Origin of the sequence: Bacillus toyonensis BCT-7112 (assembly GCF_000496285.1) — a bacterium.
Classification (GTDB): Bacteria; Bacillota; Bacilli; order Bacillales; family Bacillaceae_G; genus Bacillus_A; species Bacillus_A toyonensis.
The window spans coordinates 1,582,602-1,599,863 of record NC_022781.1 but is presented as its reverse complement, the minus strand read 5'-3'; the positions used below and the strand labels follow the sequence as shown (position 1 = coordinate 1,599,863).

17 protein-coding genes, 1 pseudogene and 1 other annotated feature are annotated in these 17,262 nt (G+C 37.5%); of the genes and pseudogenes, 15 read left to right on the top strand and 3 right to left on the bottom strand.

Annotated features, from left to right (window positions below):
* Positions 1 to 19: 19 nt before the first annotated feature.
* The gene (locus BTOYO_RS08255; protein WP_000812907.1) at positions 20 to 1,306 is read right to left on the bottom strand and encodes a replication-associated recombination protein A; all 1,287 of its coding nucleotides are present in this window, start codon (positions 1,304 to 1,306) and stop codon (positions 20 to 22) included.
* 396 nt (positions 1,307 to 1,702) lie between these two features.
* Between BTOYO_RS08255 and cymR the strand changes: the two genes are divergently transcribed.
* From cymR to BTOYO_RS08220, 7 genes and pseudogenes are all read left to right on the top strand, one after another.
* Complete coding sequence (cymR, locus tag BTOYO_RS08250; protein WP_000704116.1) at positions 1,703 to 2,119, top strand: cysteine metabolism transcriptional regulator CymR; 417 nt, start codon at positions 1,703 to 1,705, stop codon at positions 2,117 to 2,119.
* Between the two features lie 35 nt (positions 2,120 to 2,154).
* Positions 2,155 to 3,300 (top strand): cysteine desulfurase family protein, encoded by a 1,146-nt coding sequence (locus tag BTOYO_RS08245; protein ID WP_000439899.1) that lies wholly within the window; start codon positions 2,155 to 2,157, stop codon positions 3,298 to 3,300.
* 16 nt (positions 3,301 to 3,316) lie between these two features.
* Entirely contained in the window at positions 3,317 to 4,432 is a 1,116-nt protein-coding gene (mnmA, locus tag BTOYO_RS08240; protein ID WP_001038014.1) for a tRNA 2-thiouridine(34) synthase MnmA, read from the top strand.
* A 110-nt stretch (positions 4,433 to 4,542) separates the two neighbouring features.
* On the top strand, positions 4,543 to 5,202 hold the full coding sequence (locus BTOYO_RS08235) for a tetratricopeptide repeat protein (protein WP_000066402.1): 660 nt from the start codon (positions 4,543 to 4,545) through the stop codon (positions 5,200 to 5,202).
* 107 nt (positions 5,203 to 5,309) lie between these two features.
* A pseudogene (gene recD2, locus BTOYO_RS08230) lies at positions 5,310 to 7,645 on the top strand (SF1B family DNA helicase RecD2).
* Positions 7,646 to 7,772: 127 nt separating this feature from the next.
* Positions 7,773 to 7,961 (top strand): hypothetical protein, encoded by a 189-nt coding sequence (locus BTOYO_RS08225; protein ID WP_000469281.1) that lies wholly within the window; start codon positions 7,773 to 7,775, stop codon positions 7,959 to 7,961.
* An 18-nt stretch (positions 7,962 to 7,979) separates the two neighbouring features.
* The gene (locus BTOYO_RS08220) at positions 7,980 to 8,108 is read left to right on the top strand and encodes a YrzQ family protein (RefSeq protein ID WP_001053553.1); all 129 of its coding nucleotides are present in this window, start codon (positions 7,980 to 7,982) and stop codon (positions 8,106 to 8,108) included.
* A gap of 35 nt (positions 8,109 to 8,143) precedes the next feature.
* On the opposite strand, the gene BTOYO_RS08215 is transcribed toward BTOYO_RS08220, so the two are convergent.
* The gene (locus tag BTOYO_RS08215; protein WP_000242555.1) at positions 8,144 to 8,356 is read right to left on the bottom strand and encodes a hypothetical protein; all 213 of its coding nucleotides are present in this window, start codon (positions 8,354 to 8,356) and stop codon (positions 8,144 to 8,146) included.
* Between the two features lie 176 nt (positions 8,357 to 8,532).
* Here BTOYO_RS08215 and BTOYO_RS08210 point away from each other — a divergent pair, with 176 nt between their 5' ends.
* Positions 8,533 to 9,600, top strand: a complete 1,068-nt coding sequence (locus BTOYO_RS08210; protein ID WP_000793112.1) for an AI-2E family transporter — start codon at positions 8,533 to 8,535, stop codon at positions 9,598 to 9,600.
* A 42-nt stretch (positions 9,601 to 9,642) separates the two neighbouring features.
* On the opposite strand, the gene BTOYO_RS08205 is transcribed toward BTOYO_RS08210, so the two are convergent.
* Positions 9,643 to 9,987 carry a PH domain-containing protein gene (locus BTOYO_RS08205; RefSeq protein ID WP_000209540.1) on the bottom strand — a complete coding sequence of 115 codons (345 nt, stop codon included), beginning with the start codon at positions 9,985 to 9,987 and terminating at the stop codon, positions 9,643 to 9,645.
* Between the two features lie 237 nt (positions 9,988 to 10,224).
* Positions 10,225 to 10,443: a binding site (T-box leader), on the top strand.
* A 40-nt stretch (positions 10,444 to 10,483) separates the two neighbouring features.
* On the opposite strand from BTOYO_RS08205, the gene alaS reads away from it, so the two are divergent.
* The 7 genes from alaS to BTOYO_RS08170 all read left to right on the top strand — a co-directional run bounded on the left by alaS (position 10,484) and on the right by BTOYO_RS08170 (position 17,248).
* Complete coding sequence (alaS, locus tag BTOYO_RS08200; RefSeq protein ID WP_000811807.1) at positions 10,484 to 13,126, top strand: alanine--tRNA ligase; 2,643 nt, start codon at positions 10,484 to 10,486, stop codon at positions 13,124 to 13,126.
* Positions 13,127 to 13,202: 76 nt separating this feature from the next.
* Positions 13,203 to 13,469, top strand: a complete 267-nt coding sequence (locus tag BTOYO_RS08195; protein ID WP_000348591.1) for an IreB family regulatory phosphoprotein — start codon at positions 13,203 to 13,205, stop codon at positions 13,467 to 13,469.
* 3 nt (positions 13,470 to 13,472) lie between these two features.
* Positions 13,473 to 13,886 carry a Holliday junction resolvase RuvX gene (gene ruvX, locus BTOYO_RS08190; RefSeq protein ID WP_001221202.1) on the top strand — a complete coding sequence of 138 codons (414 nt, stop codon included), beginning with the start codon at positions 13,473 to 13,475 and terminating at the stop codon, positions 13,884 to 13,886.
* Positions 13,887 to 13,898: 12 nt separating this feature from the next.
* Positions 13,899 to 14,177, top strand: coding sequence for a DUF1292 domain-containing protein (locus BTOYO_RS08185; RefSeq protein WP_000392249.1), 279 nt, complete (start codon positions 13,899 to 13,901; stop codon positions 14,175 to 14,177).
* A gap of 218 nt (positions 14,178 to 14,395) precedes the next feature.
* Complete coding sequence (gene mltG / locus BTOYO_RS08180) at positions 14,396 to 15,466, top strand: endolytic transglycosylase MltG (protein WP_000572128.1); 1,071 nt, start codon at positions 14,396 to 14,398, stop codon at positions 15,464 to 15,466.
* Between the two features lie 203 nt (positions 15,467 to 15,669).
* Positions 15,670 to 16,311, top strand: a complete 642-nt coding sequence (locus tag BTOYO_RS08175) for an O-methyltransferase (protein ID WP_000389100.1) — start codon at positions 15,670 to 15,672, stop codon at positions 16,309 to 16,311.
* 7 nt (positions 16,312 to 16,318) lie between these two features.
* The gene (locus tag BTOYO_RS08170) at positions 16,319 to 17,248 is read left to right on the top strand and encodes a peptidase U32 family protein (RefSeq protein WP_000742797.1); all 930 of its coding nucleotides are present in this window, start codon (positions 16,319 to 16,321) and stop codon (positions 17,246 to 17,248) included.
* The last annotated feature ends 14 nt before the right edge of the window (positions 17,249 to 17,262 follow it).

The window sequence follows — 17,262 nt, the reverse complement described above, 5'->3', positions numbered from 1 at the left end:
GGTGACGTTTTCGTTTATGTTACCCTTTATTTTTCGTTTTATTCGAACTTTGTAATCTTTCATAAACAGTAGAAAGTGCTTGCTCAAATTTCCCTGTTGTTTTCGGTTTATAATATTGCTTGTTTTTTATTTTATCAGGTAAGTATTGTTGGTGTACCCAGCCATTTGGATGGTCATGTGGATATAAGTATCCAATGCCTCGACCTAACGATTCAGCGCCTTTATAGTGACTGTCTTTTAAATGACCTGGAATGTCACCTGTTTGACCGTTACGTAAATCGTGCAATGCAGCATCAAGTGCTTTATAAGCTGAATTTGATTTTGGTGATAAGCATAGCTCGATAACGGCATTTGCAAGTGGTATGCGTGCCTCTGGGAATCCAACTCGTTCAGCTGACTCGATCGCTGCAAGTGTGCGCGGTCCAGCTTGCGGGCTAGCAAGTCCGATATCTTCATATGCCATAATAAGAAGGCGTCTACCGATACTTTGTAAATCACCTGCTTCAATAAGGCGTGCTAAATAATGAAGTGCTGCATTTACATCACTTCCGCGCACTGATTTTTGAAATGCCGATAATACGTCATAATGAGCATCTCCACCTTTGTCATGAACGAAACTCTTTTTTTGTAAGCATTCTTCTGCGATTTCTAGCGTGATTTCCGCAGCTTTGTCGTCAGTTGTAAAGCTAGATAAAACAGCTAATTCAAGTGCATTATAAGCTGAACGCATATCTCCGCCTGATGCATTTGCAAAGTGATGTAATGCTCCATCCGTAACAGTTACATCATATTCCCCAAGCCCTTTTTCTTTATCTTCAAGAGCTCGTTTTAAACCAATTAAAATATCATCTTCTGTTAGTGCGTGTAACTCGAAGATTTGACATCTGCTTCGGATAGCAGAGTTTATCGCATGGAATGGATTACTCGTCGTTGCACCGATTAAAGTAAGGAGTCCACTTTCTAAATGAGGTAATAGAAAGTCTTGTTTCGCCTTATCTAACCTGTGAACTTCATCTAAAATTAAAACGAGGTGTTGATGCATCTTCGCTTCTTGTACGACAACTTCCATATCTTTTTTATTGTGAGTAACAGCATTTAATAGGCGAAACGGTGTTCCAGTACTTCCCGCAATTGCGCTAGCTATTGATGTTTTTCCTGTACCTGGAGGACCGTATAAAATCATAGATTGAAAATGATTTGCTTGGACCATTCGCCGTAAAATCTTTCCTTCACCAACTAAATGCTGTTGTCCAATAATTTCTTGAATATTTGTAGGGCGCATTCGATGTGCGAGTGGTTGTTTCATTTTTACCGTCTCCCTTACTATATAATCTCATTCTATCGTATCATTTTTTTTAGTGGAATTTGAAATAGGATGCTGTTTTATGGGAAAGATGAATATAAATATTTTCATTTTTCTTTCAATTTTAATAATTCCCGAGTTTTTCAATGTGATTTTATGTTATCATTTTGATACACAAGTTGAAATTTCTTATAATACTATATTATGCTATAATTTCATAGGATTTTAAATTGTGTTCTTTTATAAAGTGAAACTTTAATCAGTGGGGGTTTTGTTTATCCCCTACCTAACTTCTTTGCTCCAGCCGGATTTTGAGGTGGGAGTTTTACTGCCCGCAAATAGCGGGATAAATAAGATATAACCAATAGAAGTGAAAATTTGAAAAGAGGTGCAAAATAGATGAAGATTTCAACAAAAGGCCGCTACGGCTTAACAATTATGATCGATCTTGCAAAAAAGTTTGGTGAAGGTCCGATTTCATTAAAATCAATCGCACAAGCACATGACTTATCGGAACATTACTTAGAACAATTAATTTCACCACTTCGTAACGCTCGTCTTGTAAAGAGTACGCGTGGTGCATATGGCGGATATGTATTATCTGATCAACCGGCTAACATTACAGCTGGGGATGTAATCCGTGTACTAGAGGGTCCAATTAGTGTTGTAGAAATGATAGAAGAAGAAGAACCAGCACAGCGCCAATTATGGATGCGTGTTCGAGATGCGGTGCAAGAAGTGTTAGATAGTACAACTTTAGAAGATTTAGTGCGTTATGAGGAAGAAAATCACGGGGGCTATATGTTTTACATTTAATTCCTTGTGAAACGATTTGGAAAGAAGGAGATTTAATGGAACGCATTTACTTAGATCATGCTGCGACATCTCCGACTCACCCAGAAGTGGTCGAAAAGATGATTCCATATATGACAGAAACATTCGGAAACCCGTCTAGTATTCACTTTTATGGACGTCAAGCGCGCCATGCAGTAGATGAGGCGAGACGCGTGTGTGCAAAAAGCATCCATGCGAACCCGAATGAAATTATATTCACGAGCGGTGGTACAGAAGCTGATAATTTAGCGCTTATAGGTGTAGCACGCGCAAACCGTCATAAAGGTAACCACATTATAACGACGGAAATTGAACATCATGCGATTTTGCATACGTGTGAATTGCTTGAGCGTGAAGGGTTTGAAGTGACATATTTACCTGTCGATGAAACGGGGCGTGTTCAACTTTCTGACATACAAAAGGCATTAACAGAAGAGACAATTCTTGTATCTATTATGTTTGGGAATAATGAAGTAGGGACGATGCAATCGATTGCGGAAATAGGAAAACTGCTAAAAGAGCATCAAGCTTATTTCCATACAGATGCGGTACAAGCTTATGGTTTAGTAGAAATAAATGTGAAAGAGTTTGGGATTGATTTATTATCAATTTCAGCGCACAAAATTAACGGGCCAAAAGGCGTAGGGTTCTTATACGCTAGTGCAAATTTGAAATTTGAACCGTTATTAATAGGCGGAGAGCAAGAAAGAAAACGCCGTGCTGGTACTGAAAATGTACCTAGTATTGTCGGACTTCAACATGCAATTCTTTTAGCTGAAAAAACTCGTGAGCAAAAAAATGCCCAATATGAAGAGTTTAAAGATATAATGGTATCTGTCTTCAAAAATGAAGGCATTACTTTCGAGGTAAACGGAAACTTGGAATATCGCTTACCACATGTGTTGAATATCAGTTTTACAGGAATGAACATTGAACCATTTCTTGTGAACTTAGACTTAGCTGGCATTGCAGTATCAAGTGGTTCTGCTTGTACAGCTGGTTCGATTGATCCATCACATGTATTAGTGGCGATGTTCGGAAAAGACTCCGATCAAATACGTTCATCCGTACGCTTTAGTTTCGGTCTTGGAAATACGAAAGAGCAAATTGAAAAAGCGGCGTACGAAACAGTGAAAATCGTGAAGCGATTAACACAAAATTAGCATGGGAGGTGACATGATGAACAAACTACCTCATGAAACACGCGTTGTCATCGGGATGTCCGGTGGCGTCGATTCATCTGTAGCAGCTCTTTTATTAAAAGAGCAAGGTTATGATGTGATCGGAATTTTTATGAAAAACTGGGATGATACAGATGAGAATGGTGTCTGCACAGCAACAGAAGATTACAATGATGTAATTGAAGTGTGTAACCAAATCGGTATTCCGTATTATGCAGTAAACTTTGAAAAACAATACTGGGACAAAGTATTTACGTACTTCTTAGATGAGTACCGAGCTGGTCGTACACCAAACCCAGATGTAATGTGTAACAAAGAAATTAAATTTAAAGCATTTTTAGAGCATGCAATTGCGCTTGGTGCTGATTATGTAGCGACAGGCCATTATGCACGTGTTGCTTATATGGACGGCGAATATAAAATGCTTCGCGGCGTTGATGACAATAAAGACCAAACGTATTTCTTAAATCAATTAAGCCAAGAGCAATTATCAAAAACAATGTTCCCATTAGGTGAATTAAAGAAACCGCAAATTCGCGAAATGGCGACAGAAGCTGGTTTAGCGACAGCGGCGAAGAAAGATAGTACTGGTATTTGCTTCATTGGCGAGCGTAACTTTAAAGATTTCTTAAGTAACTATTTACCAGCGCAACCAGGTGTGATGCAAACGTTATCTGGTGAAGTGAAAGGAAAACATGACGGTTTAATGTACTATACAATTGGACAACGTCATGGCCTTGGTATTGGTGGTAACGGTGATCCATGGTTCGCTGTTGGGAAAAACTTAAAAGACAACATTTTATATGTTGATCAAGGATTCCATAATGAACTTCTATATGGTGATGAAGTTATCGCTACGAATGTAGGATGGGTAAGTAACAAAGCAAAAGAAACAGAATTTAAATGCACAGCGAAATTCCGCTATCGTCAAGCAGATAATAAAGTAACGGTTCAAATTGTTGATGAAAATACAGTTCGTATTCTTTGTGATGAGCCAATTCGTGCGATTACGCCAGGCCAAGCAGTTGTTTTCTATGATGGAGATGAGTGCTTAGGCGGCGCTACAATTGATGAAGTATATCATAGTGGTAAGAAATTAGATTATTTAGGATAAAACGAGAAGCCTCTGCCGATTAGCGGTTAGAGGTTTCTTTTATATAAAGCGAATTTTCGTTCGCTTGGAAAATACATTCTTTGTTATAATTTGTTGTAGAGGTGAAGGACATGTCAAACAAACTTGAAACAGGTATTCAATATATGCAAGAAGGAAACTGGGAAGAAGCAGCTAAAAATTTTACAGAAGCAATCGAAGAAAATCCGAAAGATGCGCTTGGATATATTAACTTTGCGAATTTATTAGATGTATTAGGTGATAGTGAACGAGCAATTTTATTTTATAAGCGTGCATTAGAGTTAGATGATAAATCTGCGGCTGCTTATTATGGCTTAGGAAACGTATATTACGGTCAAGAGCAATTTGCAGAGGCAAAATCTGTATTTGAACAAGCAATGCAATCGGGCTTACAGTCAGCTGATGTAACATTTATGTTAGGTATTACACATGTGCAACTTGGAAATGATCGTCTTGCATTACCATTTTTACAAAGAGCGACGGAATTAGATGAAGACGATGTAGAAGCTGTTTTCCAATGCGGACTTTGCTTCGCGCGACTAGAACATATTCAAGAGGCAAAACCTTATTTTGAAAAGGTATTAGAAATGGATGAAGAGCATGCAGATGCGTATTATAATTTAGGTGTTGCGTACGTATTTGAAGAAAATAACGAGAAAGCTCTTACTTTATTTAAGAAAGCAACTGAAATTCAGCCAGACCACTTTTTAGCTGGTAATGGTATTCGTTTATTAGAGCAAGAAGCTGAATAAAGTGAAATAATAGTTTAATGCGCAGTTACCCCTCATCTAAAGATTGTGAAAGAGGTGGGGGATGTACTGCTCATTAAGGTGAAAAGAACTCGGGAAGGAGAGGAAAGATGGGAAATCAACATGCCATGGATTTGTTTGAGGAAGAGAAAAAATTTATAAAAGCGCAAGTTCTTCATACCATTTTCCACAACGAAGAAAACCTCTATTCCGTTGTCAGTATGAAAATCATTGAAACGAATGAAACATACGACGAAAAAAAAGTAATGATAAACGGTCATTTTCCCCGTATGCATGAAGATGAAGTGTTTACATTAACAGGTCATTTTAAAGACCACCCGAAGTATGGGAAACAATATTTAGTTGAAACGTTTAAGAAAGAATTGCCGCAAACAAAAGCAGGTATGGTGCAATATTTAGCGAGCGATTTATTTAAAGGGATTGGAAAGCGTACGGCTGAAAAAATCGTAGATCACCTTGGTGAGCATGCCATTTCTAAAATTATGGATGATCCTGATGCGTTAAATGGTGTTGTTAACAAACAAAAAGCACAGGAAATATATGAGACAATTGTGGAGCATCAAGGGTTAGAGAAAGTAATGAGCTTTTTAAATGGTTACGGTTTTGGAACGAAGCTTTCTATTAAAATTTATCAGCAATATAAAGAAATGACATTAGAAGTGATTCGTAATAATCCATATCAACTTATTGAAGAAGTGGACGGGATTGGTTTTGGACGAGCAGATGATATAGGACGTGCGTTAGGTATATCGGGTAATCATGATGACCGTGTACGTGCGGGATGTTTTTATACGTTAGAGAATGTTTCACTGCAGCTCGGTCACGTTTATATGGGGAAAGATCAACTTGTAAGAGAAACGATGTCACTTTTAAATAATCAAGAAGGTAGAGTGACTGAGGAAGACATTATAGGCTGTGTTGAAATGATGCAAAGTGAAGGGAAAGTCATCATTGAAGAAGAACGAGTGTACTTAGCATCGTTATTTTACTCTGAAAAAGGTGTTGTAAAGTCTATTCGTAGGCTTATGAATCAAGAGGAAACCCCTTCATTTCCTGAAGCAGAAATGTTAAAAACATTAGGTGAAATTGAAGAACAGCTGAAGGTGCAGTATGCACCGTTTCAGCAAGAAGCAATTCAAACGGCACTTCATAAGCCGATGATGTTATTGACAGGTGGACCAGGAACGGGGAAAACAACAGTTATTAAAGGAATTGTTGAAATGTACGCGTCCTTGCATGGGGTATCATTAAATCCGAATGAATACAGTGATGATAATCCATTTCCAATATTATTAACGGCTCCAACAGGAAGAGCAGCGAAGCGAATGAGTGAATCTACCGGGCTCCCTGCTTGTACAATTCATCGTCTGCTTGGTTGGACGCCAGAAGGGTCTTTCCAGCGTAATGAAACCGATCCAGTTCAAGGGAAGTTACTCATTATTGATGAGTTTTCGATGGTAGATATTTGGCTTGCAAATCAGCTATTCAAGTCACTTCCGACAAATATTCAAGTTATCGTTGTAGGTGATGAAGATCAGTTGCCATCTGTAGGACCTGGACAAGTGTTAAAAGATTTATTAAATGCAGGAACCATTCCAACGGTAAAACTTACAGAAATTTATCGTCAGGCGGAAGGTTCGTCTGTTATTCAGCTTGCCCATGCGATAAAAGACGGAACACTTCCACCGGATTTAGCTCAAAATAAAAAAGATCGTTCATTTATCAGCTGTGCAGGGGCTCAAATTGTTGAAGTTGTAAAAAAAGTATGTGAAAACGCGAAGACGAAAGGGTTTAGCGCAAGAGATGTCCAAGTGTTGGCACCTATGTACCGCGGACCAGCAGGTATTAATGTGTTAAATGAAGCTCTTCAAGAAGTGTTTAATCCGAAAAAAGAAAAAGTAAAGAAATTGCCTACGGTGACGTTGTGTATCGAAGAGGTGATAAAGTACTTCAATTAGTCAATCAGCCGGAAAGCCAAGTATTTAATGGTGATATTGGAGAAATTGTTTCGGTGTTTTATGCAAAAGAAAATGTTGAGCAACAGGACATGATTATCGTTTCATTTGATGGAATCGAAGTAACGTATACAAAGCCGGATTTAAATCAAATTACCCATGCATATTGCTGCTCGATTCATAAATCACAAGGTAGTGAATTTCCAATAGTTATTATGCCGATTGTAAAGAGCTACTACCGTATGTTACGTCGTAATTTAATTTACACGGGCATTACAAGAAGTAAGAAATTCCTTATTATTTGTGGGGAGGAAGCGGCTTTTCAATCCGGTGTAAATCGCCTTGACGATGCAATGCGTCAAACGACTTTAGCTAGTCGTTTGCAAGAATCACAAGGAGAGGTGCAGATGGTAACGGTTAATGGCGAGGAAATGGACGTGGAAAACATTTCACCGTATGATTTCATGTAACGAGGTGAAATTATATAGTGAAACTTTCAAACGTATAACGTTGAAAGGCTCCAGCAATGTATAAATGAATGGGGTTTGGACATAATGGCGAATAGAATCTGGGAGACTGTAAGGAGATGAAAGCCATATGTTTATTTGTCCAAATTGCAAAGGGAAAGACATCGGAAAAATAGGTGTCAACCAATTTTATTGCTGGAATTGTTATATCGAATTATCGGTTTCAAAGGGGAAAATCCATACGCATCAAGTAGAGGAAGATGGTTCATTAAGCTCTCTTGATGATTTATTTGATGAGAACGAAAGAACGATCGGATAACGAAAAGGGGGATTTACTTTGAATCTACGCAATTCATTAATCGCATTAGGTGTTGGAGCTGCAGCATATCAATATGCTCGCAAGCAAGATGTATTTTCAAAACGCAATATGAAAAAAGCACGTAAGATGATTAAATCTTATTTATAAACGTAAAAAACTCCCTTCATGATAAGGGAGTTTTTTTATGCGCTCGTATGCAAATATAAAAGTCCAATTTCAGAGAAGAGATAAGATAGACCGTAACACCCAACACCAAGCATTCCGTAATGAAATAATTGCTTCGCCCTCTCTTTTCGTGAGGAACGAATAAAGAAACCTTTCCAAATACCAAATCCGATACAAACCCATTCAAGAATCATAAAAAGTGCTGATAATACGAGCATAAATAAAACCATTATGAGTCCTCCTGATTATATTGTTTCATGCTGCATTCTCAGGGATGGTTGTCCTTGTTATGTTATGTATATGTACGTCTTTACAAAACAGTATGGTCTGTATGAAAAGATTTTAAAAGTTTTGCACATAACCTACCCTATTTATTTTCAAAATAAAGGTGGAGGAGGTTTTTCGTGTGAAGAATCTTAAAATCATTTGGATATACCGTTTAGGATTATTGTTACTTGTATTTCTTTGTTTGCTTGTCTTCTTAAAGATCAAGCCACTATGGGCGCCGATTATTTTTGTATGTAAAGTGGCGATTACACCGTTTCTTATCGCTTGTTTTATTGCGTATTTATTGCATCCTTTAATTGAAAAAATTCATAAGGAAGGGATGCCGCGCACACTCGCTATTTTGCTCATTTACATCCTGTTCTTTGGCGGGATTGGCTATGGGATTTATAAAGGAACGCCAGTTGTTATTAAACAGTTACAAGAAATTAATGAACAATTTCCGCAGTTCACAAAAATGTATGATTCTTGGATGGATGGCGTTACAGAACAAACAGCGAATTTCCCATCATTTATTCATGAAAAGGTAAAGCAAATTTTCGTTGGTGTAGAAATGAAGATACAAACGCTTTTAAATAAAGTTATGAGCACAGCCCGTGGTGTACTGGATTCATTGCTCATTATTTTCTTGATTCCGTTCATTGTATTTTACATATTAAAAGATTACGGTGAGTTTTATCATATCTTTTGGAAACTAGTTCCGAGTAAGTGGCGTAGTACGGGTCAAATGCTTGCGAAAGAAATTGATAAATCACTCGGAAGTTATATTCGAGGACAGTTATTTGTTTGCTTAGTATTAGGGGGAGTATCTGTTCTTTCTTTTTGGTTTATCGGTATGAAGTATCCATTGCTGCTCGGCATTATTATTGGGGTAACGGATATAATCCCATACTTTGGTCCTATTTTAGGGGCGATTCCCACGTTGATGATTGCGGCAACGGTATCAACGAGTTTACTCATTAAGGCGGGGATTACAATTGCTATTTTGCAATTTTTGGAAAGTAACATTTTATCGCCTTACATCGTTGGTAAGTCGCTTCGTATGCACCCCGTTATTATTATGCTTGCCTTACTAGTTGGAGGAGAGATAGCCGGGATTGTAGGATTGCTAATATCGGTTCCGATTTTAGCAGTTATTCGTACAGTGATTGTTCATGTGAGGCCTCTTTGGAAAAGAGAAGATGTTTAAAATGAAGCCCTCTATTTAAAAAATAGAGGGCTAATCATATGATTATTTAGGGAGCTGATTTTTTATTTTTTGAACAAAAGAGCTCACATCAGTTGTTTGAATATGTTTTATTCTTTTCCATTCCGTATCATACATAAATACAATTTGATTGCTGAAAAGGTGCTTTTGTTCTTTTAGATTAGAAATTTTTGCGAAAGCGTACTCTTCAAATGTTGGATTCTTACTTACATCTGGTCCATAAAAGAATAGCCTTTTGTCCGTTAAAATCAATAGGCCTGGCCTTGCGACGGAACGATAAATAAATATGTCTAATGAACATGCTGCATAAAAAAGAATTTTTTCATCAGTTGTTAACATTTCTCTAGCTTGATTCAATAAAGTTGTCATTGTAATCGCTCCTTTATTGTTAATAATTTAATTATAACAAATAATGTAATATTTAGAAATTTGCATAAAGTATTTTTTGTGAGGAGATTCCTATTTAGTAATAAATGCATAATATATTGAAAGGCTGTTAAGAATGAATAGTAGAATAACTATGAGTAATAAACAATTGATACAATATAAATGATTATCTACATTGACAAACTTAAGAGAATTCTATTATATTTAGTCATATAATACATTAAATCAATGACGGAACAAGTACGTTACAGTCCATTTGTAGAGAGAAGCTTCCACTGGCTGAAAGGAGCTTTAAATGAAGGGTAACAGAAAGCTAATCCTGAGAGCAGCTAATCACTGCCGTCTTGCCACGTTACGGCACCATGAGGTGATGAATTGATTGTTATAATAATCAATTCATAATTAGGGTGGTATCGCGAGTTAACTCTCGTCCCTTTTATAGGGGCGGGAGTTTTTTATATTTAAGGAGGAAAATACAATGAAACAACTAACAGGCGCACAAATTCGTCAAATGTTTTTAGACTTTTTCCAAGAAAAAGGACATGCAGTAGAACCTAGTGCATCACTAGTCCCACATGAAGATCCATCTCTTCTATGGATTAACAGTGGTGTAGCAACATTAAAAAAATATTTTGATGGACGCGTAATCCCGCAAAATCCACGTATTACAAATGCTCAAAAATCAATTCGTACAAACGATATTGAAAACGTAGGGAAAACAGCTCGTCACCATACATTCTTTGAAATGTTAGGGAACTTCTCGATCGGTGATTACTTCAAAGAAGAAGCAATTACTTGGGCTTGGGAATTTTTAACGAGCGACAAGTGGATTGGATTCGATAAAGAATTACTATCAGTTACAATCCATCCGGAAGATGAAGAAGCATTTACAATTTGGAATGAGAAAATGGGTGTTCCAAAAGAGCGCATCATCCGCTTAGAAGAAAACTTCTGGGATATCGGTGAAGGACCAAGTGGACCGAATACAGAGATTTTCTATGATCGCGGGGAAGCTTACGGTAATGACTTTAGTGACCCAGAATTATATCCGGGCGGAGAAAACGAGCGTTACTTAGAAGTATGGAACCTTGTATTCTCTCAATTTAACCATAATCCAGACGGTTCATATACACCACTTCCTAAGAAGAACATTGATACAGGGATGGGTCTAGAGCGTATGACATCTATCGTTCAAGATGTACCTACGAACTTTGATACGGATCTATTCATGCCAATGATTGGTGCAACAGAATCAATTTCTGGTGAGAAGTATCGTAATGGAGACTTAGAAAAAGATATGGCGTTTAAAGTCATTGCTGACCATATTCGTACAGTAACATTCGCTGTTGGTGATGGTGCTCTTCCATCTAACGAAGGCCGTGGTTATGTATTACGTCGTTTATTACGCCGTGCTGTTCGTTATTCTAAGAAATTAAACATCAACCGTCCATTCATGTTTGAATTAGTACCGGTTGTTGGAGAAGTAATGAAAGACTTCTATCCAGAAGTACTGGAAAAGAAAGATTTCATCGCAAAAGTTGTGAAAAATGAAGAAGAACGCTTCCACGAAACACTTCATGATGGTGAAGCAATTTTAGCTGAAGTTATTGCAAAAGCGAAAGAAGAAAAAACAACTGTTATTTCTGGCGTAGATGCGTTCCGTTTATACGACACGTACGGTTTCCCAATTGAATTAACAGAAGAATATGCAGAAGAAGCTGGTATGACAGTTGACCATAAAGGTTTTGAAGCTGAAATGGAAAAACAACGTGAGCGTGCACGTGCTGCTCGTCAAGACGTTGATTCTATGCAAGTTCAAGGCGGTGTACTTGGTGAAGTTAAAGTAGCGAGCGAATTCGTTGGTTACGGTACAGTTGCAACAGAAAGTAACATTGTTGCACTTGTGAAAAACGGTGAGTATACAGATAGCTTACAAGCAGGTGAAGAAGGACAGTTAATGCTTGATGTAACACCATTCTATGCTGAGAGCGGCGGACAAATTGCAGACCGTGGTTACCTTCTTGCTGATGGCGTGAAAGTTGTTGTAAAAGATGTACAAAAAGCACCAAATGGTCAAAACTTACACAAAGTAGTTGTGGAAGAAGGTACATTAACGAAAGGTGCGGCTGTAAAAGCTGTTATCGATACGAAAAACCGTAGTAGCGTTGTGAAAAACCATACAGCAACTCACTTACTACACCAAGCGTTAAAAGATGTACTTGGAACGCATGTTAACCAAGCAGGTTCTCTTGTAACTTCTGAACGTTTACGCTTTGACTTCTCTCACTTCGGTCAAGTACAAGCTGACGAATTAGAAAAAATTGAGCGTATCGTAAACGAGAAAATTTGGGAAAGTATTAACGTTGAGATTTCTCAAAAATCAATCGAAGAAGCGAAAGAAATGGGTGCAATGGCATTATTCGGTGAAAAATACGGTGATGTTGTACGCGTTGTACAAGTAGGCGATTACAGCTTAGAGCTTTGCGGTGGTTGTCACGTTGATAACACAGCTTCTATCGGTATTTTCAAAATCGTTGCTGAGTCTGGTATCGGTGCAGGAACTCGTCGTATTGAGGCGGTAACTGGTAAGTCTGCATACGAATTAATGAACGATCAAGTAGGTTTATTAAAAGAAGCAGCAGGAAAAATGAAAACAAATCCGAAAGATATTTTAACGAGAGTTGATGGCTTATTTGCTGAAGTGAAACAACTTCAAAAAGAAAATGAATCTCTTGCTGCAAAATTAAGCAATATCGAAGCTGGAAACTTAACTGATTCAGTAATGACAGTTGATGGCGTAAACGTATTAGCAGCGAAAGTAAATGTTGCAGATATGAACAACTTACGTACGATGATGGATGACCTTAAAAATAAATTAGAGTCTGCAGTTGTTGTATTAGTGTCTGTAAATGACGATAAAGTAAACATTTTAGCTGGCGTAACGAAAGATTTAATTAGCCAAGGTTACCATGCTGGTAAACTTGTGAAAGAAGTAGCTTCTCGTTGTGGCGGTGGCGGTGGTGGCCGTCCTGATATGGCTCAAGCGGGCGGTAAAAACCCAGCACAAGTTGAAGAAGCTTTAGCATTTGTACAAGAGTACGTTAAATCTGTTTCAAAATAAAGAGATAGTAGTGTACAATGGTAGGGAGAGGAGAAGTTCTTCTCCCTATACTTACTATATAAGTGAGGTGCTTGAAATGGACGGTTTTGATAAAACAATGAAGTTTAGCATTCAAGATGAAAAACAGAGTGTCCATGTAAATGATGTACTTTTAACTGTGTATGATGCACTTCAAGAAAAAGGCTATAATCCGATTAACCAAATCGTCGGTTATTTATTAAGTGGAGATCCAGCATACATACCTCGCCATAAAGATGCACGAAGCATCGTTCGCAAACTTGAACGTGATGAGATAATTGAAGAGCTTGTGAAGTCTTACTTGAAACATCATCGTGAGGAGTAGTTTATGCGGATATTAGGTTTAGATGTGGGTACAAAAACAGTCGGAGTTGCAATGAGCGACGAAATGGGCTGGACAGCACAAGGATTGGAAACAATCAAGATTAACGAAGAACGAGGTCACTTTGGTTTTGACCGTATTTCTGAGTTAGTAAAGCAGTACAATGTGGACAAAATAGTAGTAGGTTTACCTAAAAATATGAATGGTACAATTGGCCCACGTGGTGAAGCGTGCCAGCAATTTGCAGAAAACCTACGAGAGCTGTTACAATTAGACGTTGTAATGTGGGACGAGCGTTTGTCGACGATGGCGGCGGAGCGTCTACTCATTTCAGCTGATGTAAGTCGTAAGAAGCGAAAGCAAGTAATCGATAAGATGGCTGCAGTCGTAATCTTACAAGGATTTTTAGATAGTAAATAAGAGGTGACCAAAATGGAAGAAAATCAAATTACAATTGTAGACGAAAAAGGTAACGAACATTTATGTGAGATTGTTTTCACTTTTGATGCTGAAAAATTTGGCAAAAAATCATATGTAGTCTTCTCTCCAATCGGTGAAGTAGACGAAGATGGAGACCAAATTTATGATGCAATGGCTTATGAGCAAAATGAAGAAGAGGGCGGAACTTTACTTCCAATCGAATCTGAAGAAGAGTGGGAAATGGTACAAGAAATGTTCAACACTCTAGCTGATGAGCAAGAAGCTGAATAATAAGTACTGAGAAGATGGACGATATATAGTCCATCTTTTTTTATATGTAAAATGAAAGATTTTTTGTCGAAACTGTGTAATCCTTTGTAGTATAATGAGACGGATTGTAGAAAAATAAAATATCTGTCAAAAAATGATAGGTAAGTTTATTGTGATTTTTCATCGTGTTGTATAGAAAGACGTACATATGGCCTACAATTGAATAAGGAGGAAGAGTTTTGATAGAGAATCAAGTGAAAAAGAAGCGTAGACGCATTTTTTTATTTTCGATTATTGCACTGCTTTTAGTTTGTGGTTCAGTCTATGCGTATATTTCATCGGCATTAGGACCAGTTGATAGCGGGAATAAAAAAGAGATTGAAGTAGAAATTCCGAAAGGATCATCTACTAGTAAAATTGGTGAAATTTTAGAAGAAAAGGGTGCTGTGAAAAACGGTACAGTTTTTAGCTTTTATACAAAGGCTAAATCAAAAAACTTACAAGCTGGTACATATTTATTAAATCCTTCAATGAGTGCCTCAGATGTCATTGAACAAATGTCATCTGGTAATGTACATCGTCCAGCTCTGTATAAAGTGACGATAAAAGAAGGAGCGCAAGTAACTGAAATTGCAGAAACGGTTGCGAGTGAATTAAAGTGGAATAAAGATGATGTTACGCGTCAATTGAACGATAAAGCATTTATTCAAAAAATGCAGCAAAAGTATCCGAAGTTATTAACGGATAAAATCTTTGATAGTAATATTAAATATCCATTAGAAGGGTATTTATATCCTGCGACGTATTCGTTCTATAAGAAAGATACAACGTTAGAAGAAATCGTAATTCCAATGCTTGAGAAAACAAATGCAATCATTGTTCAAAACGAGGCGAAAATGAAAGCGAAGAACTGGGATGTTCATCAGCTTTTAACATTGTCTTCACTGATTGAAGAAGAGGCGACTGGTTTTACAGATCGCCAAAAGATTTCTAGTGTTTTTTATAATCGCTTAGCAAAAGGTATGCCCCTTCAAACAGATCCAACGGTATTATACGCGCTTGGAAAGCATAAGCAACGTGTATTATACGAGGATTTAAAGGTGAATTCACCGTATAATACGTATGTTGTAAAAGGATTACCAGTTGGACCGATTGCGAACTCTGGTAAACATTCAGTGGAAGCTGCGTTAGAACCTGCGCAAACAGATTATTATTATTTCTTAGCTGCACCAAGTGGTGAAGTGTACTATGCGAAAACATTAGAAGAGCATAATGCATTAAAGCAAAAATATATTACGAAAAAACAGTGAAATGGGGAGGGATAGCGAAAAAGGTCGCACATCCCTCTTTTTTGTGGTAAAATATATCGGGTTAAAAACTGGCAGAAGAATCGTTTTTAATATCAAAACGGGACGTACAAGCTAAGGGTAAAGCTGGCTTGTATTTTTATTGCATTCTATGTGTGAAAAGACGTCATAGAGGCACTTCTCCATGTAAATAAGGAGGACCATTTATGGAGGATGCAGTTAACGAGTACCTATTATCATTTATTGATCCAAAAGATAAATTAATTCTTGAAATGGAAGAATATGCAACAGAAAATCATGTGCCGATTATGGATCGACTTGGAATGGAATTTATGCTGCAATTTTTACGTTTAATTGGACCGAAAAGCATTTTAGAGCTTGGTACAGCAATTGGCTATTCTAGTATTCGTATGATGCAAGCTATTCCAAATTCACGCATTGTGACAGTTGAGCGCAATCGTGAACGATATGAAAAAGCACTTGAATATATAGAACGTTCCCCAGTAAAAGAACGTATTTCAGTTATATACGGTGATGCGTTAGAGACGGGTGAACAAGTAAAAGAACACGGAACATTTGACGTTATTTTTATTGATGCAGCAAAAGGACAATATCGTCGCTTTTTTGACTTATATGAACCGTTATTAAACCCTGGTGGCGTAATTATTTCAGATAATGTTATGTACCATGGTCTTGTAACGACAAAAGAGAAAATTGAAAATAGACGTACACGTGGTTTAATCCGTCGTATTAAGACGTACAATGAATGGCTTATGAACCATGAAGGATATGATACAACGATTTTCCCAATTGGAGATGGAGTAGCTGTTAGTAAAAAGAGAGGATGACCAAGGTATGAAGAAACCTGAATTGTTAGTAACGCCAAGAGCGGTGGCGGATATCGAACCTCTTGCGAAAGCAGGAGCAGATGCAGTAATGATCGGTGAACAAAAGTTTGGTTTACGTTTAGCAGGGGAATTTTCACGTGAAGATGTAAAAAAATCTGTTAAAATTGCACATGAAAATGGTGTGAAAGTATACGTAGCAATGAATGCTATGTTCCATAATGATAAAGTAGAAGAATTAACAGATTACGTTGCATTTTTAAACGAAGTACATGTAGATGCAATTGTCTTCGGAGATCCAGCGGTATTAATGGCTGTTCGTGAAGTAGCACCAAATATGCAACTGCACTGGAATACAGAAACGACAGCAACAAATTGGTTCACTTGTAACTACTGGGGTCAAAGAGGAGCGAAGCGTGCTGTATTAGCTCGTGAGCTTAGCTTAGATGAAATTGTTGATTTAAAAGAAAATGCTGAAGTGGAACTTGAAGTGCAAATTCACGGTATGACTTGTATGTTCCAATCGAAGCGTTCGTTAGTAGGAAACTACTTTGAGTATCAAGGACGTAATCTTGACATTGAAAAGAAAAAATATGAAGAGAATATGTTCTTGTATGACCCAGAGCGTAACAATAAATATCCAATTTATGAAGATGAAAATGGTACTCACATTATGAGTCCGAATGATATTTGTTTCATCGATGAATTAGAGGAACTAATTGAGGCTGAAGTTGATAGCTTAAAAATCGATGGTGTACTAAAAAGCTCTGAATACATTATTGAAGTAACGAAGAAATATCGTCAAGCGATTGATTTGTGTGTGGAAGATCGTGATGCGTATTATGACGTGAAAGATGATCTATATAAAGAAATAGAAGAAATGCAACCAGTAAATCGTCCATTAGATACAGGATTCTTCTTTAAAGAAACGGTTTACTAAACGAGGAGGGTGTA

Excerpts from the sequence above, each read along its gene's own strand:
- BTOYO_RS08225 (WP_000469281.1), top strand. The coding sequence starts at position 7,773 with ATGTTTATTTGTCCAAATTGCAAAGGGAAAGACATCGGAAAAATAGGT.
- mnmA (WP_001038014.1), top strand. The coding sequence starts at position 3,317 with ATGAACAAACTACCTCATGAAACACGCGTTGTCATCGGGATGTCCGGT.
- alaS (WP_000811807.1), top strand. The coding sequence starts at position 10,484 with ATGAAACAACTAACAGGCGCACAAATTCGTCAAATGTTTTTAGACTTT.
- BTOYO_RS08195 (WP_000348591.1), top strand. The coding sequence starts at position 13,203 with ATGGACGGTTTTGATAAAACAATGAAGTTTAGCATTCAAGATGAAAAA.
- BTOYO_RS08255 (WP_000812907.1), bottom strand. The coding sequence starts at position 1,306 with ATGAAACAACCACTCGCACATCGAATGCGCCCTACAAATATTCAAGAA.
- BTOYO_RS08170 (WP_000742797.1), top strand. The coding sequence starts at position 16,319 with ATGAAGAAACCTGAATTGTTAGTAACGCCAAGAGCGGTGGCGGATATC.
- ruvX (WP_001221202.1), top strand. The coding sequence starts at position 13,473 with ATGCGGATATTAGGTTTAGATGTGGGTACAAAAACAGTCGGAGTTGCA.
- BTOYO_RS08205 (WP_000209540.1), bottom strand. The coding sequence starts at position 9,987 with ATGACAACTTTATTGAATCAAGCTAGAGAAATGTTAACAACTGATGAA.
- BTOYO_RS08245 (WP_000439899.1), top strand. The coding sequence starts at position 2,155 with ATGGAACGCATTTACTTAGATCATGCTGCGACATCTCCGACTCACCCA.
- BTOYO_RS08185 (WP_000392249.1), top strand. The coding sequence starts at position 13,899 with ATGGAAGAAAATCAAATTACAATTGTAGACGAAAAAGGTAACGAACAT.
- cymR (WP_000704116.1), top strand. The coding sequence starts at position 1,703 with ATGAAGATTTCAACAAAAGGCCGCTACGGCTTAACAATTATGATCGAT.
- BTOYO_RS08235 (WP_000066402.1), top strand. The coding sequence starts at position 4,543 with ATGTCAAACAAACTTGAAACAGGTATTCAATATATGCAAGAAGGAAAC.
- BTOYO_RS08215 (WP_000242555.1), bottom strand. The coding sequence starts at position 8,356 with ATGGTTTTATTTATGCTCGTATTATCAGCACTTTTTATGATTCTTGAA.
- BTOYO_RS08175 (WP_000389100.1), top strand. The coding sequence starts at position 15,670 with ATGGAGGATGCAGTTAACGAGTACCTATTATCATTTATTGATCCAAAA.